Origin of the sequence: Caballeronia choica, assembly GCF_001544535.1 — a bacterium.
Classification (GTDB): Bacteria; Pseudomonadota; Gammaproteobacteria; order Burkholderiales; family Burkholderiaceae; genus Caballeronia; species Caballeronia choica.
The window spans coordinates 1-25,514 of sequence record NZ_FCON02000111.1 but is presented as its reverse complement, the minus strand read 5'-3'; the positions used below and the strand labels follow the sequence as shown (position 1 = coordinate 25,514).

The window sequence follows — 25,514 nt, the reverse complement described above, 5'->3', positions numbered from 1 at the left end:
GTCATCTCATCGAGAAATTCGCGCTTGCGCGTGCGCTTGGTCGACAAATTCAAGCCCAGATCCATTTGCGTCATGACCACACCTCACTTGTTTGCGCTTATCTCAAGCGTAACTCATTCGGGATGCTATGCAATGACTTATGCAGACCTTCCCTTGTACGCAAAACGGCCGGCGAGATACACGACCGAGATATGCGTCTCGATCCGTCGAATGCGCCCTGCGGGATGTCGATATGAGCATGACCGACGCAAGGCAGCATCGAGAGTGTGCCAGCCACGACGTGCGGCATGTTGGCGTCGTGACGCGTTAATCAATGGTCGGTTCGGCATGGCAGTGCCTAGGTGAAATATTTTTGATACTCGACATTCAACGGGCGTGCGCTTCTTTCATTCGATTGGCGATGATGATGTGGCGCTGTCCGGAAGCGCTTCGGCTGAATAGTTCGGCATGGGAGCGGTAACTCGTCGATGGTTTCGTTCGCGTTGACCGTCGAATGCAGTCGCTTCGCCGTGACCGCAGTGGCTTTGTTTGCCCTATCCAGGCTGCGCGTGAGCGCGGCGGGGCTGGATCGGACGAAGCAGGTTGTCAACTGTTCAAAGCCTCTAACGACGGGACGTCAGTTTTTCATCGGGGCGCTTACGTTCACACTCTTGGAACGTTGCAAACGCCCACGGGAGCGTCAGTGCCGCAGGTCGGCAGCTTTTGGGCGCTCGAGGTCAGACGCCCTCAACTCGTTCGTGGCAGCATTCTTGTCGGCCTTGCGGTTGATTTTTGCATTGGCGACTTCTTCCTTGTATTGGGCCTTCGCGTCGTCGACGGCAGCCTGCATCTGCTGTTTGGAGGCCTTCTTCGAAGCGCGATATTCGGCGTTCGCCTGGGCGTTTGCATTGCGCCGCTGCACGAAGGGGTCGGTCTGAACCTGCGCCACCGGTCGCTGCGCAGGCATGGTAACGCGATCGGAAGGAGCTTGATCGTTCGAAGGATTGAGCGGAGACACTTCGGCCACATTCCTGTCGACGGGATCTTGTTCTGGCATCGCGGATCTCGCGCTCAACGTATAAGCCAGTGTCGTAAGTGCTGCCAACGCGCCGGCATAAACACGAATTCGAACCTGAGTCATATTTCGCTTCCTCCGAGGATGCCCTGGTGTCCAATCATGGCGCTGAGAGTTGCCACACCATCGAGATTACACGCGCATATGCGATTGTCGCCGCATGTTTGGCAAGAGGGTGCCAGCATTTTCTCACTGGCGAAGTACCCACTGAACGAGAACATGTGCGTCTTCGCGCGCCGGAGCACCGCTGCCGCGACCGGCGGCCGATGGCATCGCCATGTCCCTACAGTGCGCCCGGCCTCCTAGTCGCAGCTTGCCTTCGAGCATGGCGCTGGCATTGGGCACGCGGTGATAGTGCGTCGCAATCTCTCGAAAGGAGGGGGCGCGAAATGGTGTATCGACGGTGTGGCAAAACATGCAGCGGTACCGGTCCAGGAGAGCGGCGGGTTCTTCGTCGGCGAACGCGCAGCCAACTCCACCAAGCTGCGTTGTGACGGTCCAAAGCACGCAGAGCAGACGCCTCTTGTTTGGCCGACTCACGATGAGACTCCACGAAGGCACGTGCTCGGCATAGTGTGGGTGCGCAGGGGTCTGATGCGTTGATTCAGGTCAATTGATGTTTCGTTTAGGCACCCGCGTTTGTCGAGGCTGCATCGGCATCGATGCGCACGAGTTCGGCGTCGTATGCCGATAGGAGCGTCTTCCTGGTGTATCAGCGAGCCAGACCAGGGGTACCGCCCCTGGGATGGATCCGGGTCAAGTTGACAGAAAGTTTGCTTGATAGCCTTATCAGGGCACGGCGAAGACGGTTTGCGGATGAAGGTGGCCAACGCGATGTAAGCGCTCGATCTAATTGGACATCAGCACTGGGACCTGCGCGGCCTCCAGTACCGTCTGAGTTGCTCCGCCTAATATCAATTCATGCCAACGCGAATGACCATAGGCGCCCATGACGATCAGATCTGCGCCGAATTCGGATGCAAACGACAACAGGGTTTCGCCGGTCCGCGCACCGTCTTTTACTTCAATCTCGCTTTGCTCGACTTGCACGCCGTGCCTTGCGAGCGTTGCGACAAGGTCCGAACCGCGAGCGCGAGGGTCTCGACGCTCCTCGGCCTCGGCGACTATCGTAATCATGGCGGTCCGCGTTGCGACTTGCAAAAACGGAAGCGCATCATGGACTGCCCTTGTCGCCTCGCGGCTACCATCCCAAGCCACAAGGACCTTGGCGCCGACGGGATTCATCGCACCGGTGTGCGGCACAATCAGCAGCGGTCTGCCGGCGGACAGCACTAATTGCTCCGGATAGCGATCGGCAAGATAAGCTTCGGGGTCTTCCCGGTCATGTTGGCCGGTGATAGTCAGGTCCGCGCAGCGCGCATAGCGAGAAAGTGATATGGGCCCGTACGTTTCCCTGGCGACCCAACTACCCGCCACGTTCGTTTGGGCAAGCCTCGACCGAAACAGGGTCTCGATCTTCGCCCGACGATCCATGCAGGTTTTTTCAAGCGATTTGCGATATCGCTTCGCACTCGAGGGCTCGTAATAAAATCTGGGATCCAGCGTAAAGTCTGAGAAGACACCAGACAGGTGCGCGCGGAAATGCGTCGCAAGATGCAGGGCGCAGTCGATTCGCGCAGGAGTGCGCTCACTGGTGTCCAGTTGCACGACGATAGTCTTGTAGCTCATCGCAGGATTTTCCGGTCGAGTTGGCCAAACATTCAAAGTCTAGGACGCATACGTCGCTCTGGCATGACCCAGATCAAACGACTGAATGCCGGTACGGCGAGCGACGTCGTCGACCGCACCCACGGAGGGCGCGCTACTCGGCTTGAACGTGCGCTTGGTATGTCTTCCGAGTCTCCGAATGGCGAGAAAGGTTGTATTCGATGGCAAGACAGTTGAGCTTGAACGGCTCGTCGCTCCAACAGGCTGCATGAGGGAGTCCACGCACGACCGAGGCGCTTGGCGGGCGATCTTGGCCCCGCTTTTTCGATGTTCGACCGATCAAGTATATAGGCGCTGTATACGGGTCCAAGAGACGGAGCGCCACCCGAACCGTGACGTGGAGAGAGGCGCCCGCAGGCCGCGCTGTACACGACAGCAGGAACGAGTTGAGCCTGCCGATCGAAGCGGCCATCCGCTTCAGTGTTCAAGCGTTGACAAAGGTCTCGCTCACGGCGAGGCAGAGCAGCGCTTGCGCACGGTCGGCCGCAACGCAATCGGCGGAATGCATGCGCGATTGTCGTACCATCGCGGGGGCGTGGAAGAAAGCGCGGATTGGTTCAAACGTCGCGCTCATGCGTCATGCCGCGTTTCACCAATCGCCGGCACTGCATTCGCAATCAGGCGATAAAGACTTTCCAGGCTCTCGCCTTCGAAGGTCGCTTCTCCGAACGGGTCCGAGCGACCCTCGAAGGCTGCGTCGATCTGCGCCCAGTCGCTCTCCGTCAGAAAGCGCCTCGTGGCGGGCAGGATTATTTCTTCCTCAACGCGCCTGTGATTCGCACAAAACTCAACGTATTGCTCCATCAGCGTTTGCAGGCCACGCAGTACTGGATCTCCCTTTAACTCGTACCGTGTCAACGCATGCTCCAAATTGCGCATGCGCGCATCGCCTTCAAGGTGCTCGCACTGCAGTTCGTCCAGCACGTCGTCGAAATTGTCTGTGCGGCTCCGCAGCGCGGCGAACAGAAAGCGATCTTCCATCGGATGGTGAATCTGTTCCGGGTATTCGCGAATGTAGTAGAGCATCGCGCGCAGTACGATGGGATCGGGTGTCGAACCACCCTCGCCAAGCATTCGAACAACGTCGAGCATGGTGGCCGTGACAGCGGCCAGACGCTTGTGATCCACCCGAATGACGCGCAGCGCCGCGGGCTCTCTCGTATTATTCATGGCAGTTCCTCAGATTTACCTGGTTTGCTTGTCGAGTCATTGGGTCGCGGCGGACGCGTCGCACGGTCTGCGCCAGCAAAGCGCTGGACTCGACCGGCAGTTTCAGATTCACGGCCAGCGCCGCTCGGTTCACAACCGCAGCCGGCCAGGGCGTGGCCCACGGATGCGCGATAGAGGTAGACGTTCTGGAGGATCGCGACGGCACTTGCGCACGCAAAGCTCCAGCGTTGAGGCGCTGGCACGTCTTACATCCGGTCCATGTCGGCAACATGGAGGAGATCGAGGGCCGCATAGGCGAGGAAGTGCTGATATGCAGTGGTCTCGCGCAGATCGAGCGGCATGGAGAGTACGGGCCGACGCGTCACCGGATCGTACCGACACGAGCCCGTTGCAAGCAGCACGTAGATCTCGAATTGGTAGCCACCGAGCGCGGAGTGCGCCGTGCGTGCGCCATCCGCGTCGCGGTTGATGCCGTTGGCCGCCCAAAGCAACTCGCCGAGCACGTCGACATCGACGTAGTCCAGCTAGGGGTTGTGCGAGGTACGACGCGCCGCGAGTGCATCCAGCAAGTGCCTTGCGCCGCTGCGCAGCGGGCGTGGTAGTTCGATGACGGCAGGCGGCGTGCCTTCCGGTGGATGCGGCGCGGGTGCGTTCAGCGCGCCCCGATCCGATTCGAAAGAGAGGTTTGGTCACGGATTCATGCCCACAGGTGCCGGAGCCGGCGTGATACAGCTTAGTCGATTCTTCCATTTTGGAGCGACGCGCTGTTGATCTGGATCAGTCTGCATTAGAGGGAGTGACGCGCTGTCTGCTGAAGCAATCGCCTCGGCGAAGATACGGCCGCACTCCGCTAAGTCAATACTCACTAAGTGTGCACGAGCCAAGTCCCGATCGAATGATCCGGGTCAGTCGGGGTCTTGGCACATGTGCCGTGGCGGCGAAGGGTGGACGAATAGTTGGCAGCGATCTCAGCGTCTCCTGGATTGGGCTCATAGGTTTTCAACCAGCGGGCCATGCGCAGCACAGTCGATCAGGGCTCGCCTCGGAACATCGTAGGACGGACTCAAGCAGCGTGCTGGCGGTGCCGCCCCGTTATCGGCTTCTGGCGCCGAAAGGTGGCGTAGGCAGACAACACCGGGAACTGATGAAGAGTTCGAATGGGTAGGACAAACGGGTTCGCCTCGGGGCCAGAGTGTACCGTTGATGCAGATCAGCGAAGAGGGTGCCGAGATGAATCCTCGATGCATAAACTTGCGGTCTGCACGGCCACGTGCCGCAAACGAGTGGCATCGGCATCGGGACGATAAGTCGGCGGCGACAATAGATTCGATCGCGATAAAAATGCTCAATACTGGCACCGCCCGCACCGATCGGGGATGCCCGATTCGGGCGCCGGGCTCCTACTTCGGAGTTTGACGGCGAAACGACGTTTGGGCAACTGATGAAGGATTCGAGATGGCGGAAGCCAGGCATCCCATGACAGGACGAGCGTCTCGCTCACCGCCCGCCCATTGATATGTGCAGAGACTTTGGCGCCTGCGACAAAATGCGCGTCGACGGCGTTTCGGAACCTTCTATCCTGTATAGAACAGTGACGCAAAAGGAACACGCATAACTGCCCCGTCACAGGGTGCCTGATCGCCCCGACCCAAACTGCGAACGATTGGGCTGTTGACTACTTCCTGCAGAAGCGAGAACGCTGAATCGCTGGAGATTAAAAAATGCTCAGCCCGCATGAGTTTGCAACCTTAATGCTTGTGAAGGAAACTCCGGATCGAGAGGATCTGAACCCTGCCGATCTGAATGCGCTGTTGGAGTATCTCTCGTTGAGTTCGAGAAGCTGACGTCGGGGTGCAGGCACCTCAATCTCACAGATCAGGGATATTTCTTTCTAAGAGCGGCGGCCCGGCAGAACTGAATCTACCCCCCGCCTTGATCGTCATAAAGCGCAAGCAAATAACGGCGTAGGCGAGCGTAAGCAGGGTGAGATGGGTTTCTTCTTCCCATTCGAAACGAATTCTCAGCTTGCCGAAGCCGGCCAGGCACGCGTGAGTATGCTCCACGACCCAACGATGACGCCCGAGTTTGTTACCTTGGGTGCCTCGACGCGCAATTCATACCGCGATGCTTAGCAGGTTGCTGAAATACACGTCAGCAGAAGCCGCGTTCCTCGTGCAGCGCATCTGCGTATCAGCAGTATGGCGGCTCTCTGGCGCTTGCCGTCCTCGCTGTATTCGTCGTTCCATTCACCTTTGCACCGACGCGCGTTCTGGCAAAGGTTGCCCAGGATGTGCTGCTATCGCTGGTTCTTATGAGCGGTGTGGTGGCCGTGTCGGACCGCCGCGCACACCTGGGCTCCATTGCCATTGTCGCCGGAATCGCAATCGTGGTCCGCTGGACGGGATGGCTCTTGTCCGGTAGTGGCAACAGCACTTCGCGATGAAACGGCCTAGTTGCACTCGGCCTGCTTGGCGCGGTCATCGGTATCAGGGTATTCGGCGCCGGTACAGCAAACATTCGACCGGATACTTGGGGCGATCACACTCTACACTGATCGGGGTCGTCTGGTCAGAGGCATATCAACTCTTCAGCATCCACGATTCGGGCGCTTATGTCGGAATCTCGCACGGTAACATTCCCGCGGATCGCTCGACCTGGATCTACTTCAGCTTCGTCACGCTCACGACCGTCGGTTATGGAGACATCACTCCAGTCGCTCATGCAGCAAGGTCGCTTGCGATACTCGAGGCGCTGATCGGTCAACTCTATCCGGCGATTGTACTGGCGCGACTTGTGCCCCTGAGGTCGCGGGAGACGAGCCCCCGGATGTAAGCGCAGTTGATTCAGATTAAGCCCGCTGTTTCGATTGTTGCCTGCCGTACCTTCGCACCGAGGGCATCTTTGTTATCGCGCCGACGCGGGGATCCGATACTTCAACGGCGGGTTCCGGCACCACCGCTTCCTCAAACGGAGGGCACAGGAATCCCGGACCTGTCAAGCTCGCCATCTGGAGACGGTCCACCGCCGCTGCAGTCGACCTAGCCGGCTCGGAGATGCTAATACAACTGCCTGACGAGTTGGCTCGACGCTGTATAGTCCTGGAACTCACCGGGCCCCGCACTCCGGTGCGCGAAGATCCGCGCGCAGCCGGGCTCGAAACTCGCTCCGGACCGCTCCGAGCCAAAGGCGTCGATTCGCGGGATCATTCGCGCCCAGGCAAGCTGATCGCAGCGATATGTGATGACAATGATGATGAGCATGGGTGGGATAACCAGCGACAGGCAAGCTGAGATCGGCTCACCGCATCTGTTTCAGCGGCAAGGCAGCAGAAACAACGGCCCGTTAGCAGGCGTCCGAGCCTATTGCAGTGGTGATACGGGCAAAATCCAAAGGGAGTCTGTGAAGCCGACGACGGGACGAAGCGATGACAGAACAGATTCAAACAAAAGGGGTACCGCCACGACGCGCATGGTCGCTCCCTGTTGTGTGACGATGTTGATCTGGATCAACTTGATTCCCGGTCTGCAGCCTACCCTTTTCATATAGATCTGCAGTTCGATCCCGAGCAGGGAAATTAAGCCGAAAGGCCGTGGCGATGCTTCGGGGGCTCGTCAGCTTGCTCAGCTCACGGCCACGGGTGCTCCGCGCGGTGGCGTCTAGTGGTCCTACCGAAATGTCCTGTGAGATCGATCTTACCGAAGCGTAAGGCACGATGTCACTGGTCCGTCTATAAGTGCGCTGCTTACATTTTTTGTGGTTAAGGGCAATTGGAGCCGAGGGTTACCATGTCATGGTTAGCAGAAACATTACGACATTATCCAGAAATTGCGGTTTTTCTGTCGCTCGGCATCGGCTATTGGGTCGGTGGAAAGAGCTTCAAGGGCTTCAGTTTGGGCGCAGTGACGGCGACGTTGCTGGCGGCAATTGCGATTGGGCAGTTTCACATTACAGTTTCACCCAATGTTAAGTCGGTGTTCTTCCTGATGTTCCTGTTCGCTGTTGGCTATGGGGTAGGGCCCCAGTTTGTACGTGGTATCGCGAAAGACGGTCTGCCGCAAGCGCTGTTTGCTGTCGTTCAATGTTTGCTGTCTTTGGGCGCACTGTTCGTCGCCGCGAAGCTGGCTGGGTATGACATTGGATCGGCAGCTGGACTCTTCGCCGGATCGCAGACCATCTCTGCATCGATGGGCCTTGCAACGGACGCGATCAACCGGCTCGGCATGCAGCCTGAGAAGACCAAGGCCCTGCTTGATGCGATGCCTACTGCCTATGCTGTGTCGTATATTTTCGGTACGATAGGCTCGGCCGTTATCCTGGCGACAATTGGACCTAAGCTTCTGCGCATCGACCTCGTCGCTGCGTGCAAGGAATACGAGGCCAGTCTGGGCGGTACCAAGGAACTCGGAGGCGGCGGGCAGGCGTGGCATCGATATGAACTGCGAGCCTATCGGGTAATTCCGGAAAGTGTGGTTTGCGGCAAGACGGTGAGCGAGGTTGAAGCGCTTCAGCCCAAAGGGACGCGGTTGTTTATCGAGCGGGTGAGGCGTGGGAATGTTATACACGAGGCAACTCTCGATTACGTGCTGCAGGCTAATGACGTGGTGGCGATCGCAGGTCCTCGCGACCAATTGGTTTTGGTGCTCGGGGCAAGCAGCACGAATGAACACGACGACAACCACCAGGTTGTTGCGGCTCGAAGGGCGAGAGCCGCGGAGGTCGACGACCCGGAACTGCTGGCAGTGCCCGCGGAAGGGGTGGACGTGTATGTGACCAGCAAGGTCGTCGACGGAAAGACCTTGCAGGAACTCGCCAGCTTGCCGCTTGCGCGCGGCATCTTTCTAAGGAAGATCAAGCGAGGTCCGACCGAGACGCAGATTCCTACTCTGCCGAACACAAAGCTGCATCGGGGCGACACGATAACGATCGTCGGACGCACTCAGGACACAACTGCAGCTGCAAAAGTGCTGGGGGTATTGGATCGACCGACGAATCTGACAGACGTGGCGTTCGTGAGCTTGGCGATCACCGTGGGCGCGCTGGTAGGTGCGATCGTTATCAAGGTCGCGGGTATTCCGATCACGCTCTCGACCGCCGGCGGATCGCTCATAGCGGGCATCCTGTTTGGCTGGCTGCGGGCGATACACCCGACCTTTGGCCGCATCCCGGAGCCCACGATCTGGTTCATGAACTCCGTCGGACTGAACGTGTTCATCGCCGTGGTCGGTCTCACCGCAGGCCCCGGCTTTGTGGCGGGTCTGCAGCACCTGGGCATCAGCCTTTTCCTTTGGGGCATCTTCGCCACTAGCGTTCCGCTCATACTGGGAATGTTTATCGCGCGTTACGTGTTCCGATTTCATCCGGCCATCTTGCTTGGCGTGTGTGCAGGCGCGAGAACCACAACAGCAGCGTTGGGCATGATCTGTGATGCTGCGAAAAGCCAGATTCCTGGCCTGGGTTATACCGTGACCTACGCAGTGGGAAACACCCTTCTGACCATCTGGGGCATGGTGGTCGTAATGATCCTGGCTTAGCCCGAAGGCATCGATGCCGCTTACGCAAAGCAGGAAAACGTCGTTTAGGAGAAGGCAAATGACTAAGCCGGAAAAGATTGACACCAAAGAGGCAGCAAAGCTGGCAGCACTGAGTCCGTTCGAACTGAAAGACGAATTGATCAAGGCGGCGGGTGGCGGAGCGGTTCAGCGAGCGGCGAACTTTTCGATGCTCAATGCCGGACGTGGCAATCCGAACTTCGTCGCGACGATACCACGCCACGGCTTCTGGCAACTCGGTCTGTTTGCAATGCGTGAATCGGAACGCTCATTTGCCTATATGCCGGAGGGCGTTGGCGGCTTTCCAAAGCACGAAGGGCTCGGCGAGCGGTTCGAACTGTTCCTGCGGGAGAACAAAGGCGTGCAGGGTATCGACTTCTTGGCCAGCGCAGTGTCATATGTTCGCGATCAGCTGGGACTGTCGGCCGGCGACTTCCTTTATGAAGTGTGTGAGGGGATTCTTGCGTCGAACTATCCGGTGCCCGATCGAATGCTGAAACTGTCCGAAATCATCGTCGGGCAATACCTGCGGCGCGAGATGATCGGAAAGCATCCGTTCATAGGCGAGTTCGACCTCTTCGCGGTAGAAGGTGGCACCGCGGCGATGACATACATCTTCAACACGATGCGCGAGAACCACCTGATCAAGCCCGGTGATACGATCGCGCTTGGCATGCCGATTTTCACGCCGTACATCGAGATACCGCGGTTGAATGACTATCAGCTGAATGTCGTAAGTCTGAATGCCGATGTCGAAAGCCACTGGCAGTACTCGAAGGCGGAGTTGGATAAACTGCGCGACCCGAAGATAAAGGCCTTCTTCCTCGTGAACCCGAGCAATCCGCCCTCGGTCAAGATGAACGACGAAAGTCTTCAGCAGATCGCCGATATCGTCAAGGATCGGCCCGATCTCATTCTCTTGACCGACGACGTATACGGCACCTTCGCCGACGACTTCGTCTCGCTCTTCGCACTGGCGCCGAAGAATACGATTCTCGTGTACTCCTATTCGAAGTACTTCGGTGCGACCGGCTGGCGGCTCGGCGCGATCGCGACGCATCGCGACAACGTTCTGGATCGGCTAATCGCCGAGCTACCGGACAACGCCAAGAAGGAATTGCACGCGCGATACGAATCGATCACGACAGAGCCGGACAAGCTCAAATTCATCGACCGGCTCGTCGCTGACAGCCGCACCGTAGCGTTGAATCATACGGCGGGCCTGTCTACCCCGCAGCAGGTGCAGATGGTGTTGTTTTCGCTATTCTCGCTGATGGACACGCCAGACGCATACAAGAACGCGTTGAAACGTCTGATCCGTAGCCGCAAGCGCGCGTTGTACGAGGAGGTTGGCATTTCGTTTGATGAAGCCGACAAAAATCAGGTCGACTACTACACGATCCTGGACCTGGAGTTCCTCGGCGAGCGCGCGTACGGACGAGACTTTGTCGATTGGATGATGAAGAACACGGAGCCGTCCGAGATGCTTTTCAGGCTGGCCCGCGAAGCACGCGTGGTCCTGTTGCCGGGTCGCGGATTCGGAACACCGCATCCGTCTGGACGCGTGTCGCTCGCGAACCTGAACGAGTCGGACTACCGAAAAATTGGGCGAGCCATTCGTACCCTGCTTGCGGACTATGTCGAACGCTACAACGTCGCGACCGGCAAGACACTTGATAAGAACAAGGTGTTGTAAATATCGTCGCCCCAAAGTCGTGAAGTCCCTGTTACGCATTTTGGCCATACAGCAAGTCTCTTTCAACGATTAGGAGTATAAAATGACAACGGAAGCCGAGAAGGTCACACCCTATGATGAATTTAACTTTCCAATTCCGGAGGGTGAGTTCCCGAAAGACGGCATGTCCGCACGCGCTGCGGCGGCCGTTGTCATCAGCTCGGAGTGGACTGATGCAAATCCGATGCTGAACATGTCGTCGTTCGTTACCACGTGGGCGGAGCCGGAGGCCGCCGAGACGGCAAAGCGAAATATCTTCAAGAACTATATCGACCACGACATGTACCCGCAGGTGTTCGCGATGGAAACGCGGATGGTGAAATGGCTGCATCAGCTCTGGAATGGCCCCAAGGGCGTAGAGCCCTACGGTACGGCAACGGTAGGCTCCTCCGAGGCATGCATGCTAGCGGGACTCGCACACAAATGGAATTGGCGGCAAAGCCGGGAAAAGCTAGGAAAGGACACGAGCAGGCCCAATATGGTGACGGGCGGAAACGTGCAAATCGTATGGAAGAAATTCCTTCGCTATTTTGACGTCGAGCCGCGCATTGTCCCCTTGCGCCCGGGGAATTATCGCTTGACGGCAGAAGAGCTCGACAAGTACGTCGATGAAAACACGATCGCCGTCGTTGCCATTGCCGGACAGACATTTACTGGCGAAGACGACGATATCCAGGGCATTCATGACTGGCTTGACGGCTACGAAAGAAAGACTGGTGTCTCGATTCCGATGCATATCGACGGCGCATCGGGAGGCTTTGTCAATTCTTTTCTGTACCCCGACTACAAATGGGATTTCCGGCTGCCTCGCGTGCAGTCGATTAATGCATCGGGGCACAAGTATGGGCTTGTGCCACCCGGACTTGGGTGGGTTGTTTTTCGTGAACGCAAGGTTTTCAACGAGGATCTTGTTTTCTACGTGAACTATTTGGGTGGCGAGATGCCTACCGCGACGTTGAACTTCAGTCGCAACGCATTTCAGGTCGCCGTACAGTATTATATGTTTATCCGGCTCGGCTTTGAAGGTTACAAGAGGGTCATGCAGCATACTTTGGACAATGCGATCGCACTTCGAGAAATCCTCGTCAAGAGCGGGTACTTCACTGTTATGAACGAGGCCCAGCGCATTCCGGTAGTAGCGGTGACGCTCGACAAGAAGATCAAGAATTTCAACGAATTCGATGTCTCGAACAAGGTGCGCGAGAAGGGTTGGGTGCTTGCGGCATACACCATGCCGCCAAACGCCGAGGAGGTGACGAGCCTGCGGGTGGTAGTCCGGCCGCACATCAATCGCACCGTCGCGGAGCTGCTGGGAAGGGATATCGTCGAAGCCTGCAAATTCCTTCAGACACACGGTGGCAACGCGACGCCGCCAGCGTTGCACGCGCATGCGTCGGAAAAGACAACGCCCACTAAATGCTGAGGATTCGGGCGAGCGCCGAGGGATCAGAGCTTTTTTAACGAAAGATCACCCGTCGGACGGACGAGTACTCAGCTTCGGTCGTCGTATTGATTTTTCGTTGGAGAATTGCCATGCTTCGCTCGCATTCCGTCTCTCGCTTCGCGCACACATTCGTTTTATCGTCCGTGCGCATCGCCGACGCGGGCACTACAGTCCACCCGTGGTACACCTCTGCCGCAGATCAGCGTGCCGACCACCAGTGGCACGATTGCCGGGAAGGCGTACGCCCGCGGTGCCGAAATGGCATCACCACCCCCAATGTGCACGATCCGTTTATCGGCACGTGGTTGCCGGCAGGCGTTTGTTATATGGGGAGCACGTGATTATTTCAAAGTAAAGCGCCTATGAATTTGAGGTTTAGGGCCTACGCCTGGCTCGCTGAGGCAAGCGTGGCGGCGAAGACATCGAACGGTGAAGGCCTCAATGCTTGGCGACTTATGGATTCGGGCGGCGTAACGCGCTAACGCGCAGACGATCGAAGCGCAATCCACTTGCAGTGCAAGGAATGTGATTGAAGTTGCGAAAACTGCTTGACGATCGATTAAGAGGTAGCGTGCCATGAATGAACCACTGATCGTGTTCTCCGCGCCCATCGTCGTAGATGCATCGACAGTCTGGTTTTCGGCATACGGTATCGGCTGGGGATACGCGGCCTACGCACTTCATTCGCACACGCTATGCGAGCAGTTCGGCGCTGCAGATACATCCGTGAAGCAGTTGAAGCTCTCCTTCGAGCTCGGCAAGCGCCGAATTTGCCAAGCGCTGCTCTGCAGCAGGCGACCCATTCTCGGGGAGCGCAAGACGCTTTCCGTGATTGATTTCTTGAAGCTTGACAACGGGTCGGCGATTCAGACGTCTCGCCATGAGCCTGACGACTTCGAGTCGCACGTGGAACCGAGCGAAGCTGTCATCGGCTCCAGCCGTGCGTGCCCCGCAGATTAAGCGGGAGACACGAGAAATCGGAAATGCACGTCGAACAGTCTGTCCTATCTGCGTCCTTATTCAACCGGCTATTGCAAAGGATCTATACCATGACCGAAGAGTCCCGGCGCTCCGGCCAGATGGCGAGCAGCAGTGAGCCCAGCAGGTGGCTGGCGATCTTTCCCCCTGCGCAATGGCTGAGAACCTATCGACCGCAGTGGTTGGCGAGTGATGCGATTGCGGGCGTGACGCTCGCCGCCTATGGCATTCCGGTGTCGCTTGCCTATGCATCACTGGCGGGGCTGCCGCCGCAATCCGGCATCTATTGCTATCTGGTCAGCGGCCTGTTCTACGCGCTATTCGGCTCGTCGCGCCAGTTGGCGGTTGGACCCACCTCCGCAATCTCAATGCTCGTCGGGATCACGGTCGCTGGTATGGCAGGTGGCGATCCAGCTCGCTGGGCGTCCATTGCTGCGCTGACTGCAGTGCTCATAGCCGGTATGTGCTTACTGGCTTGGCTGTTTCGGCTAAGCTCGCTGGTCAACTTCATCAGCGAGACGATACTGCTCGGCTTTAAGGCCGGCGCTGCACTGACGATCGGCTTGACCCAACTACCGAAGCTGTTCGGGGTGAAGGGGGGCGGGGACCACTTCTTCGAGCGAATCGTCACGCTCGCCGGGCAACTTCCGAGTACCAACCTCGCGGTGCTTGCTTTCGGTTTAGGGACACTCGCCGTGCTGCTGCTTGGAGAGAAGTATCTACCGGGACGTCCGGTTGCGCTGCTCGTCGTGGTGGTGTCCATCGTCGTGCTGTCGGTAACTTCATTGAGTTCCCTCGGGTTCAGCGTGGTCGGAGTGGTGCCGCAGGGCTTGCCTGAGTTCCGCCTGCCGGGGTTGCGCGCGCGCGATGTGGACGGAGTAATTCCGCTGGCGTTCGCGTGCCTGTTGCTTTCATATGTCGAAAGTGTTTCGGCAGCACGCGCATTGGCGCAGGCGCACGGCTACGAGATCAATGCGCGCCAGGAACTGCTTGGCTTGGGAGCGGCGAATCTAGCTGCAGGGTTGTTTCAGGCCTATCCGGTCGCCGGCGGCCTGTCGCAGTCCTCGGTGAACGACAAGGCCGGCGCGAAGTCGCCGCTCGCGCTGGTATTCGCCTCGGTCGCAATCGGCCTATGCCTGATGTTCCTGACCGGGTTGCTTGCGAATCTACCCAATGTAGTGCTTGCAGCGATCGTGCTGGTTGCCGTCAAGGGATTGATTAATGTCCGTGAACTGCGTCACGTCTGGCGAGTAAGCCGCTTTGAGTTCAGCGTATCGATGGTCGCTTTCGCGGCCGTGCTTATGCTAGGCATTCTTAGAGGCGTCATTGTGGCGGTGCTGGTCTCAATGTTGTTGCTCATACGGCGCGCGGCGCACCCACATGTGGCCGTGCTCGGCCGAGTCCCCGGGACGCGGATTTTCTCGGACATCGAGCGCCACCCGGACAACGAGACCGTTTCGGGTGTGCTGGCGTTTCGCATTGAGGCTTCGCTTCTTTATTTCAACGTCGAGCATGTGCGTACTGTGGTCTGGCAGAAAATCCGCTCGACCGAGGGCGCGATCAGACTGGTGGTATCGGATCTGTCTGCGTCACCCGTCGTCGACCTTGCCGGGGCGCGCATGCTGGCGACCTTGCATACGGAACTGAAGGCCGCAGGAATAGATCTGCGGATCGTGTCGGCTCATGCCGAGGTGCGGGATATCCTTCGCGCCGAAGGGCTCGAAGATCGCGTCGGCCATCTCGGGCGCCGCATCTCGGTGGCTGATGCGATCGACGACCTGGAGGACGGCAAGGACATCGGCGTTCCTGCATGAGACACGAACCGCTCGGCGAGCGTTCAAGGCGTACGGGGAACTGTCAGTCGCCGATCTTATGGAGGTTATATCAATGTTGACCAAAAATTCCACGCTTGCACGTGCTAACGCTCAGTTGCTGGTGAGTGCGGCGTTGCTCGTCGAAGCTTGCGCCGCCACCGCGGGAAATCTCAGCTTCCTGAACGACACGCCGATCACATACATGAAGCAGCGCGACAGGCAGGTGCTTAATAATGCTGCGCAGAAAGCGCTCGAAACCAAACGGGACGGAGAGTCGCTGGGTTGGAGCAATGAAGGAACGGGCAATCCGGTAGCGATCAAAGGGAGTGTCACTCCGCTCGATACCGTCAAGGACGGCGACCGCACTTGCCGAACGGTGACACTCGTCGCGATCGCGAAGGGGCAGACGCAGAGTTGGACACCCACTGTGTGCAAGACGGGCAACAGCGCGTGGCAGATTCTCAAGAAATAGGATGGCGCGAGAACTCGCAGCCGGTCGGGCTGACAGGTTCGGTACCGAGTCACTCTTGCTAGAAGCCCGACAGGCCCTGACGGAGTCGGCCGGGTGGTCTCTCATACCGCACGCAGAGAAGCGTGGGGCAACCCGTTCGTAGGGTGAATGGCGGTTGGGCTCCGCCGAGGAGCGCGTGATGCTTCGACCGATTTTCTAATTGACAGCGCGCGGTCGTCACCGCAGCAGTTCTTCGCTCCCGTGTTCAGAAAAAGATCGCTGCCGATGGGTTCACGATATCCGGTTGACGCAGATCAATGTCGAATTTATAGATAGTCGCATTGTGTGATGATGGACCCTGGCTGAGGCACGAGCATGAGTTCCGGAAAACTGATTGAACAGCTTGCCGCAATCTCCGCCCTGGTGATATTGGTCGGCGGATCGCTATTGGTACTTTTACCTTTCATGACTGCGCTTCTCTGGGGCGCGATTCTGGCGTTCAGTTCATGGCGCGTCTACATGACACTGTCGCGTTGGCTCTACGGACGGCGCGGACTTGCGGCGCTCGCTTGCGTGCTTGTTACCATGGTCGTCGTGCTAGGACCCTTCGTATACGGCGGGATCAGCCTTGCCGAGCACGTTGGCGAGATTGCCGGCCTGGCGGAACATTTCAATGCCCAATCCCTAAGTCAGTTGCAACTGCCGGAGTGGGTCGTGAGCCTGCCGTATATTGGGGGACGACTGCAAGGAGTCTGGCATACGCTGACGCAGACCGACGCCGCGTTGTGGGAGCACTTGCGAAAACTGGTGGCACCGGCGGGTCACGTTTTGCTCGGCGCCGGCATAGCGATCGGCGCGGGTCTTGGGCAACTGACACTGTCAGTCATTCTCGCCTTCTTCTTCTATTCGGAAGGCGAGGCTGCCGTGGCGTGGCTGCGCGCGGGCCTGCGGCGCATCTCCGGCGATCGTGCGGACTACCTGCTCGAGTTGATGGCACGCACAATTACAGGGGTGGTCCACGGCGTGCTCGGCACATGCTTCGTTCAGGGCGTGCTCGCTGGCATCGGCTTCTGGATTGCGGGGGTCCCGGCTCCGGCGATGCTTGGCTTCGCCACCTTCTTTCTCTCAGTGCTGCCGCTCGGGCCACCCATCATTTGGATTCCCGCAGCGTTTTGGCTTTCGCACCACGGCGCGACTGGCTGGGCGATCTTTATTGTGGTTTGGGGAATTGGCGTGGTCGGCATGTCGGAGCAGATTCTCAAGCCGCTCCTGATCAGCAAGGGCATGGACATGCCTCTGATTTGGGTGATGCTGGGGATCTTCGGCGGAGCGATTGCCTTCGGCCTGCTGGGAGTATTCATTGGCCCGACCTTACTTGCGGTCGGGTATGCATTGCTTCGCGATTGGTCAATCGGATCGGTGCGTGCAGCGGCGAAGTCGGCTTCTCCGCCACCTCGGCCGCCAGCCATCCCGGAGAACAAGGCCGGATCACCGGGACGCTAGACGGTCGAGCCGGCACTTCAATGTGGTACCGCCCGCGAACCATCCACTCAAGTCAATGATGATCCGCGCGGCGCGTTTAGGACGGGCGCGGCTCGGGTCAAGAACGAGCGGTCAAGATGCCGAGGTGTGTTGCGAAGGGAGACGAGAAATGAAAAAGGAAGGGGTGCCGTCATGAAAAGACATGGACCGGGAACTTCACCGCCGCCCGATGTCCGGTCTGGCTCCAGGCAGGCGGAGCGTGTGACCAAAGAGAAAACTGGCATGGAAGACGGCAGCAAACCGAAGCGTCCGAGCGCGGCATCTCAAACCGAGAATGGTTACTTATCCGCTGACGAACGGGCGGCCAACGGGCGCGCGCTGCGGGATACGGTACCGCGTGCGGCGCAGGCCGGGTGGAAACCGCTCAAGGGCCGCCGTGATCCGGTGGAACTGTTGAGAGAATCCAACGAAGGCCGTATGTCCAATTTGATTCCGATTCGATTCGGGCGCATGTCGGCGTCGCCCTTCGCGTTCTACCGGGGATCGGCCGCGCTGATGGCCGCTGATCTCGCCACCACGGCCAGCAGTGGCATTCGGGTGCAGGCATGCGGCGATGCACACTTGATGAACTTCGGCGGCTTCGCGACACCGGAACGCAACGTCATCTTCGACATCAATGATCTCGATGAGACGCTGCCGGCACCATTCGAGTGGGATCTCAAGCGGCTTGCGGCGAGTGTCGTGATTGCGGCGCAATACCTGGAGCTTTCTCATAGCGACGCGGCACGCGTGGCCACGGATCTTGTGCGGGAGTATCGCGAGCGGACGCTCAACTACGCATTCACGCGCGTTCTCGATGTCTGGTACGACAGGATCGACCTGCAGAAGTACAGGGACCGGACGGGTGATCCGGTTGCCGTGGAAGCGGTACGTAAGCGGATTGAGGATAGGATCGAAACAGAACGGCAAAAGACGGTGCCTGACCATCTATATCCGAAGCTGGTCTCGCAGGAAGGGACAAAACCCACGATCAAGGACGAGCCGCCGCTGATCTTCCATCCTACAGCAGAATGGGCTCCAGGCCTTGAGTCCGGATACGCCGAAGCCTTCGCTTCATATCGCGAAAGCTTGCCCGAGCATACAAGGATACTATTCAACCGTTTCCACTTCGTCGATCTGGCAATGAAGGTGGTGGGCGTTGGCAGCGTCGGTACGATGTGTGGCGTGGCGCTTTTCTTGGCGGCGGACAACGACCCACTGTTCCTGCAGGTGAAAGAAGCCCGCGCCTCCGTGCTCGAGCCGTATGCAGGAAGGAGCCAACACTCGAACCACGGCCAGCGCGTCATAGCGGGCCAGCGCATCATGCAGGCGGCGAGCGACGTATTCCTCGGCTGGACGCGCGGAAAGAATGGACGGGATTTCTATATCCGTCAGCTTCGCGACATGAAAATGTCGGCGATCATCGAGGATTGGGATACAGGGATGCTGCGGCAGTACGCGCGTATGTGTGCGCATGCTCTCGCCCGTGCGCATGCCCGCTCCGGCGATGCGGCGATGATCGCAGGGTATATGGGTTCCGGCCAGAGTTTCGATGATGCGATCTGCGAGTTCGCGACCGAATACAGCTCGCAGAATCGACGCGACTATCGGGCGTTCATCGGTGCGATCCGCGAAGGTCGCATCGAAGCGACGATCGAGAGTTAGCAAGGTCAGTCGAGTAAATGCTGTGCCTGACGCCGGCTATCTGCTCACCCAACGACGTGAGGCTCGGAAAACCTGACAAGGTCGACCCCAGTGGTGGCAATCGTGCTTTGCGCACTTTCCGCGCCTATCGCAAATGCGACCCTCGAGAGAGACGGGCACATAACCTACGCCGTCAACACAAACGATCGGTCGGCAAAAGCTCGCGTGTCGACGAGACCTACATCAAGGTAGGCGGCCAGTGGAAATTCCTCTACCGAGCCGTCGACAAGGCCTGCAAGACCGTCGACTTCCTGCTGCGGGCTCATCGCGACAAAGCGGCCGCGCGGCGCTTTTTGGGGAAAGCGATCGACCAGAACGGTGCACCGCAAACGATCACAGTGGACAAGAGCGGTGCCAAGCTGGCTGCGCTTGAGGCCCTCAATGCCAAACGCGAGACGCCGATCAAGATCCGGCAGTCAAAGTAGCTGAACAACATCGTGGAACTGGACCATCGGGCGATCAAACTCCGCACTCGACCCATGGTGGGTTTCGAGAATTTTTGGTGCGTTCGCGTCATCCTGTCCGGTATCGAAGTGATGCACATGATCAGAAAGGGGCAGATTCAAGACAATGGCAGCCCGAAGTCGGCCGCCCAGCAGTTCTATTCGTTGGTTATTGTAAGGGTTCCTTAGCATGTAAGGGATTTCGCAGTTTCCGATCCTTATCGCGACGCCGGCAGATTCTGATTCTTAGACGAGCAGTATTCGTTCAATCAACACGTAGGAAACCGGACAGCCATGAAGCTGGCACGCCACGAAGACCCTTCCGGCAGCGTTAGCAATCTCGCCAGCCTGGTCGTTCGCACAGTATTCGTTTGGCTCGGAATGTGTACAATTTGCGGCTGCACTTCGCTCGGCCCCACAACCGTTGTTGCGGACCGCTTCGACTACAGCACGGCGATTGCCGACTCCTGGAAGCAGCAAACGGTGATGAACGTCGTCAAGCTGCGTTATATGGATATGCCGGTGTTCGTAGACGTGGCGTCGGTTGTCAGCGGTTATTCGCTGCAAACCGGTGTGTCCATCAACGGGACCCTTTCGACGGACAAAGCGATACAGGGTAATTTTCTTGCGGGGGGAGTACAAGGCGTCTATACGGACCGGCCCACCATCACTTATACGCCGGCAACCGGGCAAGAATTCCTGCGCGGGCTGCTGGAGCCGATTGATCCAAAAAACATCTTTTTCATGCTCCAGAGCGGCTATGCTGCAGACTTTCTGTTAGGCATGACGGTGGAGTCGCTCAATGGCGTGCGTAATCGGTCGACGGCTGCGGGGATGATGAGGGAGGCTGATCCAGATTTCCTGCGTGCAATTGCGCTTTTGCACGACGTGCAGGCCGCCGGGGCGGTCGCAATGCGCGTGGAGGTGGACAAGACCAAAGATTCGATCGCGGTCGTTCTCTTCCGGAGTGAAGACATGCCTGCCGACATCGTGGAGAAAGTCGCCGAGATCCGCCGTCTGCTCAAGCTGCCGGCCGGTGCGCAGAAGTTGACGCTGAGGTATTCCCCGGCCCGCGGTGCGGATGACGAACTGACGGTGAACAGCCGCTCGATGATGCAAATCATGCTCGCCTTTTCCAGCTATATCGACGTCCCGGAGGAGCACCTGAAAGATCACAGCGCGCTGCCTGCGGTTGCACAGAGTGCTGCGGAGATGCAGCAAGGTTTTCCACGGATTCGCAGCAGCAAGGAAAGGCCCACCGACCCGTATGTCGCCGTACATTACCGTGGCTACTGGTTCTGGATTGACCAGGGCGACCTGCGGACCAAACGTGCTCTTAACGCTGTAATGTTCTTCTTCACGCTGGCGAATACCGGCAGCAAGCAACCGCTGCCGTTGGTCACCATCCCGGCGCAGTAGCCGGGCGAGGTAGACCCGATGAATCGGATGACCATGAACGAAGCCGATAGTAGAAAGCACGCGAGTGCCGAACCTCGAACCAGGACGCCTTACTTTTCCGCTCACGAACGGGCGGCAAAAGGGCGTGCGCTACGCGACACGGTGCCGCGTGTGTCGCAGGCGGGTTGGAAGAGGTTCAGTGCGAGTGTCGATTTACCCACGCCGTTCGGCCCGATCAGCACGACGTGGGACTTCTCCCTGACCAACTCGAGCGCCATCAGTTCCTCGAGCGCGCCGCGGTCAATCCGTTTGGGCCATGCCCAGTCGAAGTCTGCAAGCGGCTTGTAGTTGCCCAGGCGGGCGTCGCGGATACGCCGCTCGAGCGAACGGTGCGTGCGCTCCTGCTCTTCCCACTGCATCAACGACCCGACCCATGACGCGTCGGCGATCTCGCTCCAGTGCGCCAGCGACCCATACATCCGTAAGGCATGGGCGCGCTCGTCCAACTGCTCAGTCCTGTTTGTCAGGATCGGCCTCCGCTGCGAGCTGGTCGTATATGTCGAGCCGGTGCGGCGTCACGCGCTTGTCCTTGCCACCCGTGTTCCGGCGGTTTGATGGCGATGGACGGCATTGCTCCCGGGCAGCCCGCCGGCGCTGCAGTGTCAGGCGCCCCGGATTCTGGTGCGGCGCAACGCCGTTCGCGAGGGTTTCCTCGATCGCGGCCTGAAGCTCGGCGGCGCTATACCGGTCGAGCAATCGCAGCAGCTGCGCGGTGATGTTGCCCAGATTGCTGCCGCGTTCGGCCGCGTGCAGCATCAGTGTCCGGGCAGCCGGTGCGGCGTGCGCGAGATGGTCCAGGCCGCGGTGGTGGCGAGCCTCACGTTTGTGCTCCGCCAGCGCATCGATGTGCGCCGCGCTCGATCTGCGCGCCGCGGTTGTGACTGCGCGCATGCGCGGCGACGACATCGGCGCCATCGAGGATGCGCACCTGATGCTGGTCGGCACGAACCGTGAGCGTGCGTCGCCCATGCGTGTGCGGTATCGAGTAGTCGTTCAGGTCGAAGCGCACATAGGTGTCCTGCCGGCTGTCACGGGAAGCTGCAGTCCGCACGGCTGTATTCAATGATGAGGAAGTCGTTGACGTTGTCAGTCCTTCTCATTTGGAAATTGCGATCGTTGAGACGATCATTGCCATTGAGCTGGTCGATCCACAAACAGTAGCCGCGGTAATCCACGACGACCCTCGGGTTGTTCGGCATTTCCTTGTTGCTGTGAATCCGTGGAGAACTCTGCTCGTCGAGTGGCAGAGCTACGCGTGAATTGGTGATGGTTCCGTTTGCTCTAGATCAACTGGGGTTCGGCGGTCTTGCATTATCTATGGTCCATTGAGACATTCCGGTTGGAGTCGAGATGGCCTTCCTCGATAGATTATTTTCGCGTCAGCGAGCGCGCACGGGTTCAGATTTTGAAAAGAGGACCACCGATGCGGTCGCTCGAGTTCTCGCAATGAACCCGCGATTGAAGAACGCGCGTCGTTACGAAGAGAGGCTCACGCATGCGCTCACGACGGCGCTGGACTACACGGACAATCTTGTCGCCTCGTTGCCGCCGCTGCGCGATGCCAACGCCGACGCATGGTCGTCTGATCTGGCGATTCGGGCGTTCTTCGCGACACCCGACGATCTGGCTCAGGCCTTTAGTCGGTCGGAAACACTGCGTGCTTATTTCGAGGGCCGGGCCGATTCGACGGACGCGTATGCCGTCCTCGGCATGGCGATGACCGAGCGGCACGTATTGGGCGTCGCCCAGGAAGGAAACTCTGTCCGTCATGACGTGCCCCAGACTACGCTGTGCTTCAGTGACCATCGTGTCAAGATCTGCAGTGAATCAGATGCGTCATTGCATGCAGAGATTGGACGTCGAATGATCGATCAACTCGCGCTGGAAGGCCTCGCGCGTCTCGCCGCCAATCAACGCGGGCTGGTGAAACAATCGCGGGCATTGATCAAGGAGCGTGTCGACCTGTTGGAAAGGCAAGGCGGGGGTATGCGTGCGGTCGTCGGCGCGCCTTTAATCACCGAATCAGCCGAGTTGGCTCGTCTTGGAATGCAGATGGAAGAGAATTCGCATGCGCTTGCCAAGCTCAGAGTGCCGGGGCAGCTAGGTGAGCTTGAACTGGAGTGTGTATGCAATGTGTTCTCGACACCATCTGACCACCTCTACGTTCAAAGCAGACGCGTGCGCCTGGACATGATGAACATAATGCGGCCCGATGGAGGGGACGCGGGGCACGAGATTGAATTCCACGTCGCACGCATTCCAGGCAATCCGGCAGTAGTGCGAGCGTTCGTGCTGGTGCGGTTTCCACGGGGGGAGTTGCTACCGGCCGGACTGAACATCGATGCGGCGTTGCGGGCAATCTGAGACCATCGATAGCGGTCGTCCTCGGAAAGGTTCACACTCGAGCGCGGCTATTCGACCAAGGATTTAACCCGCCGTGCGTGCCCACGTGCAGCGCATCCCACCGGCGGTGATCGCGCGGAATTACCACGATCCCGGTGAGGATCCGCACGCGGCCACGCTCGCGTTCAACCGAAGTTGACGACAGTGACCCTTCCGGACGGTGACCAAAGTGGCGCGGCTGTCGGCGGCCCCCCGCACCCGGACAGCGCGATTGGTGCCCGGTTGCGGCCACGCGTTGCCCGGCGTCTGAAAGGCGAGGGGCTGACGACACCCGGCGAGCCGGTCGCGTTCTGCAGCGCGGGCGATCGTGAGTTGGCTGCGACGTTAGCAGGCACCACTGGGACTGGTCGTCGATGCGGACGTCGACTCCGTCGAAAAAGAGAGCGTGCCGCTGGTCGCGGCCGAACAACCGTGGACCAGCCTTGTGCCGCATACTTCAGTGAATCACACCACCGAAAGCATCGACGGCGAGCAGCCTTGTCGTTTCATTATTGGACCGGACCCGGCCACTTCGGACATTGACCTGCGTGCTTCACTGGACATTCGATCGGCTGTTACTCCCAGACACCGAACCTTCCCCGAAGAACATGCCGCTCCCGTCCTCAGCCATTTCGGACGGTCCTGCGCCTACAAGAATCGACATCTGTAGGCCGCTGCCCAATTGCTTCGCGCGACGCGGTCACTTGACCTGCGTCAATTCCAGAGGTTGATGATCATTTATCGTTGACCTATTCGGAGGAAGTTGCCATGCAAGAATTCGTTGGAGTTAATTTCACGGTCGCGACTCGCCTGTGTCATTCAGATGACACGATCTGGTTGCTGTAATTGCGGAACATGCATCGACGTTCTTCGTTCTGTAATCCTCTATATAAAATTAGAAGGCTACGGTCTGTCACTGAACCATCTGAAATAAAGCGGGCAAGAACCATCTGAGGGGTGCCGATGCGATCTGACAGGCAATCGCAGGGGCTCAACAGGATCTGTGCCGTTCGGGATCCCGAGCGTTCACCCGCGACGCCGCGACCGTATCCGTATGTTGAGCTGGACTCACTCACCACGTATCGGAGCTAACGCCATGGTCGACGTCATTGTGGATGTAGCGGAGCAGAAGCGATTGAACGAAGCGCGTGAGGCGCAAGTCCCATGGAAGAAGTGGGGGCCTTATGTGAGTGAGAGGCAGTGGGGGACAGTCAGAGAGGACTACAGCGAAAACGGCGACGCCTGGAACTACTTTACTCACGACCAGGCGCGCTCACGCACCTACAGGTGGGGAGAGGACGGGCTCGCCGGACTTTGTGACGTGACCAGCAGCGATTGTGTTTCGCGCTGGCATTGTGGAACGAGCACGATCCGATCTTAAAGGAGCGTCTGTTCGGGCTTACGAACAGCGAGGGCAATCATGGCGAAGATGTGAAGGAATATTACTTCTACATCGACAGCACGCCCACGCACTCGTACATGAAATACCTCTACAAGTACCCGCAACGCGAGTATCCGTACCGCGACCTGGTCGAGACGGCTCTGGTGCAAATAGCTGGCGGGTCCAGATGTCTCTTATAAATACGGATACCTTATTGATTGAACAGCACGGGCTTCAACTGCAGTGCATTCTCCTGAGCGAATCGATGCGGCAATCCTGACAAACCCGTCCCAAAACTTCTTCGATGAGAGCAAGTCTGACGTCGCGGTCTGTCACGGCACAAAGCTCTTGTGGCACGTCTTAACTGCGAGGAACGTGAAGGTGCTCTAACCCGAAATCTGCACGGGAATCAAGAACGCCCCGTGTGCTGATCGTGGCATCGGGCGGGAATGTCGATGCCGCGTTGTTCGCGTCGGCAATCAGCTAAGTTTGAGCTTTTGCGTAAGCGCCCGCTCTCGAAGCGGGCGCATACGCTTATGAACGGCGCGCCGCCGCTTCCAGAAACGAAATCAGCAACGGATGCGGCGCGCCATCACGCGACGACAGTTCGGGATGCCCCTGCATACCCGCAAAGAACGGATGCTTATCGGCCTCGATGGCATCGGCGATCGAGCCGCTCTCGTCGTGCGCGCTGACGGTCAC

20 protein-coding genes and 5 pseudogenes are annotated in these 25,514 nt (G+C 58.6%); 14 read left to right on the top strand and 11 right to left on the bottom strand.

Features of this window, described 5'->3' with window-relative positions:
* On the top strand, positions 1-236 hold a 236-nt coding region (locus AWB68_RS49825), incomplete at its 5' end, for a hypothetical protein (protein ID WP_235028601.1).
* On the opposite strand, the pseudogene AWB68_RS49820 reads toward AWB68_RS49825, so the two are convergent.
* The 7 genes and pseudogenes from AWB68_RS49820 to AWB68_RS49810 form a co-directional block, all read right to left on the bottom strand.
* Positions 153-329, bottom strand: a pseudogene (locus AWB68_RS49820) (aminoglycoside phosphotransferase); the annotation flags it as partial. The gene AWB68_RS49825 and the pseudogene AWB68_RS49820 overlap by 84 nt on opposite strands.
* A 350-nt stretch (positions 330-679) precedes the next feature.
* On the bottom strand, positions 680-1,120 hold the full coding sequence (locus AWB68_RS31845; RefSeq protein WP_087648283.1) for an NADH-quinone oxidoreductase subunit E: 441 nt from the start codon (positions 1,118-1,120) through the stop codon (positions 680-682).
* A 123-nt stretch (positions 1,121-1,243) separates the two neighbouring features.
* Positions 1,244-1,561 (bottom strand): c-type cytochrome, encoded by a 318-nt coding sequence (locus tag AWB68_RS49815; RefSeq protein ID WP_087648287.1) that lies wholly within the window; start codon positions 1,559-1,561, stop codon positions 1,244-1,246.
* A 342-nt stretch (positions 1,562-1,903) separates the two neighbouring features.
* Positions 1,904-2,743, bottom strand: coding sequence for a universal stress protein (locus AWB68_RS31835; RefSeq protein WP_087648282.1), 840 nt, complete (start codon positions 2,741-2,743; stop codon positions 1,904-1,906).
* Between the two features lie 609 nt (positions 2,744-3,352).
* On the bottom strand, positions 3,353-3,952 hold the full coding sequence (locus AWB68_RS31830) for a hemerythrin domain-containing protein (protein ID WP_087648281.1): 600 nt from the start codon (positions 3,950-3,952) through the stop codon (positions 3,353-3,355).
* A 245-nt stretch (positions 3,953-4,197) separates the two neighbouring features.
* Positions 4,198-4,455, bottom strand: a complete 258-nt coding sequence (locus tag AWB68_RS31825) for a hypothetical protein (protein WP_087648280.1) — start codon at positions 4,453-4,455, stop codon at positions 4,198-4,200.
* 1,437 nt (positions 4,456-5,892) lie between these two features.
* A pseudogene (locus AWB68_RS49810) lies at positions 5,893-6,066 on the bottom strand (IS5/IS1182 family transposase); the annotation flags it as partial.
* A gap of 325 nt (positions 6,067-6,391) precedes the next feature.
* Here AWB68_RS49810 and AWB68_RS51585 point away from each other — a divergent pair.
* The 11 genes and pseudogenes from AWB68_RS51585 (at position 6,392) to AWB68_RS31760 (ending at position 21,010) form a co-directional block, all read left to right on the top strand.
* On the top strand, positions 6,392-6,784 hold the full coding sequence (locus AWB68_RS51585; protein ID WP_087648279.1) for a potassium channel family protein: 393 nt from the start codon (positions 6,392-6,394) through the stop codon (positions 6,782-6,784).
* Positions 6,785-7,737: 953 nt separating this feature from the next.
* Positions 7,738-9,483 (top strand): aspartate-alanine antiporter, encoded by a 1,746-nt coding sequence (gene aspT / locus AWB68_RS31805; protein ID WP_087648277.1) that lies wholly within the window; start codon positions 7,738-7,740, stop codon positions 9,481-9,483.
* Positions 9,484-9,541: 58 nt separating this feature from the next.
* On the top strand, positions 9,542-11,197 hold the full coding sequence (locus AWB68_RS31800; RefSeq protein ID WP_087648276.1) for a bifunctional aspartate transaminase/aspartate 4-decarboxylase: 1,656 nt from the start codon (positions 9,542-9,544) through the stop codon (positions 11,195-11,197).
* 82 nt (positions 11,198-11,279) lie between these two features.
* Positions 11,280-12,659, top strand: a complete 1,380-nt coding sequence (gad, locus tag AWB68_RS31795; RefSeq protein ID WP_087648275.1) for a glutamate decarboxylase — start codon at positions 11,280-11,282, stop codon at positions 12,657-12,659.
* Positions 12,660-13,256: 597 nt separating this feature from the next.
* Complete coding sequence (locus AWB68_RS48985) at positions 13,257-13,640, top strand: hypothetical protein (RefSeq protein WP_200828849.1); 384 nt, start codon at positions 13,257-13,259, stop codon at positions 13,638-13,640.
* An 89-nt stretch (positions 13,641-13,729) separates the two neighbouring features.
* Positions 13,730-15,472 (top strand): SulP family inorganic anion transporter, encoded by a 1,743-nt coding sequence (locus AWB68_RS31785; protein WP_087648274.1) that lies wholly within the window; start codon positions 13,730-13,732, stop codon positions 15,470-15,472.
* A gap of 73 nt (positions 15,473-15,545) precedes the next feature.
* A complete protein-coding gene (locus tag AWB68_RS31780) occupies positions 15,546-15,944 on the top strand; it encodes an RT0821/Lpp0805 family surface protein (RefSeq protein ID WP_125483105.1) in 399 nt (132 codons plus the stop codon).
* 354 nt (positions 15,945-16,298) lie between these two features.
* Positions 16,299-17,426, top strand: a complete 1,128-nt coding sequence (locus tag AWB68_RS31775; RefSeq protein ID WP_087648273.1) for an AI-2E family transporter — start codon at positions 16,299-16,301, stop codon at positions 17,424-17,426.
* A gap of 261 nt (positions 17,427-17,687) precedes the next feature.
* Positions 17,688-19,109, top strand: coding sequence for a DUF2252 domain-containing protein (locus AWB68_RS31770; protein WP_087648272.1), 1,422 nt, complete (start codon positions 17,688-17,690; stop codon positions 19,107-19,109).
* A 170-nt stretch (positions 19,110-19,279) separates the two neighbouring features.
* Positions 19,280-19,780: pseudogene (locus AWB68_RS31765) on the top strand (IS6 family transposase); the annotation flags it as partial.
* Positions 19,781-19,885: 105 nt separating this feature from the next.
* Positions 19,886-21,010, top strand: a complete 1,125-nt coding sequence (locus AWB68_RS31760) for a hypothetical protein (protein WP_235028599.1) — start codon at positions 19,886-19,888, stop codon at positions 21,008-21,010.
* A 101-nt stretch (positions 21,011-21,111) separates the two neighbouring features.
* Here AWB68_RS31760 and AWB68_RS31755 read toward each other — a convergent pair whose 3' ends face one another.
* From AWB68_RS31755 to AWB68_RS49800, 3 genes are all read right to left on the bottom strand, one after another.
* Entirely contained in the window at positions 21,112-21,495 is a 384-nt protein-coding gene (locus tag AWB68_RS31755) for an ATP-binding protein (RefSeq protein ID WP_235028598.1), read from the bottom strand.
* Between the two features lie 4 nt (positions 21,496-21,499).
* Positions 21,500-21,805, bottom strand: coding sequence for a hypothetical protein (locus tag AWB68_RS49805; protein ID WP_235028597.1), 306 nt, complete (start codon positions 21,803-21,805; stop codon positions 21,500-21,502).
* A gap of 61 nt (positions 21,806-21,866) precedes the next feature.
* Positions 21,867-22,100 carry a Mu transposase domain-containing protein gene (locus tag AWB68_RS49800; protein ID WP_235028596.1) on the bottom strand — a complete coding sequence of 78 codons (234 nt, stop codon included), beginning with the start codon at positions 22,098-22,100 and terminating at the stop codon, positions 21,867-21,869.
* Between the two features lie 299 nt (positions 22,101-22,399).
* Here AWB68_RS49800 and AWB68_RS31745 point away from each other — a divergent pair, with 299 nt between their 5' ends.
* Positions 22,400-23,413: a hypothetical protein gene (locus tag AWB68_RS31745; protein ID WP_087648270.1), complete on the top strand. Its 1,014-nt coding sequence runs from the start codon at positions 22,400-22,402 to the stop codon at positions 23,411-23,413.
* A 1,114-nt stretch (positions 23,414-24,527) separates the two neighbouring features.
* Positions 24,528-24,970: pseudogene (locus tag AWB68_RS49795) on the top strand (MGH1-like glycoside hydrolase domain-containing protein); the annotation flags it as partial.
* Between the two features lie 66 nt (positions 24,971-25,036).
* On the opposite strand, the pseudogene AWB68_RS48050 reads toward AWB68_RS49795, so the two are convergent.
* A pseudogene (locus AWB68_RS48050) lies at positions 25,037-25,193 on the bottom strand (Tn3 family transposase); the annotation flags it as partial.
* Between the last annotated feature and the right edge of the window lie 321 nt (positions 25,194-25,514).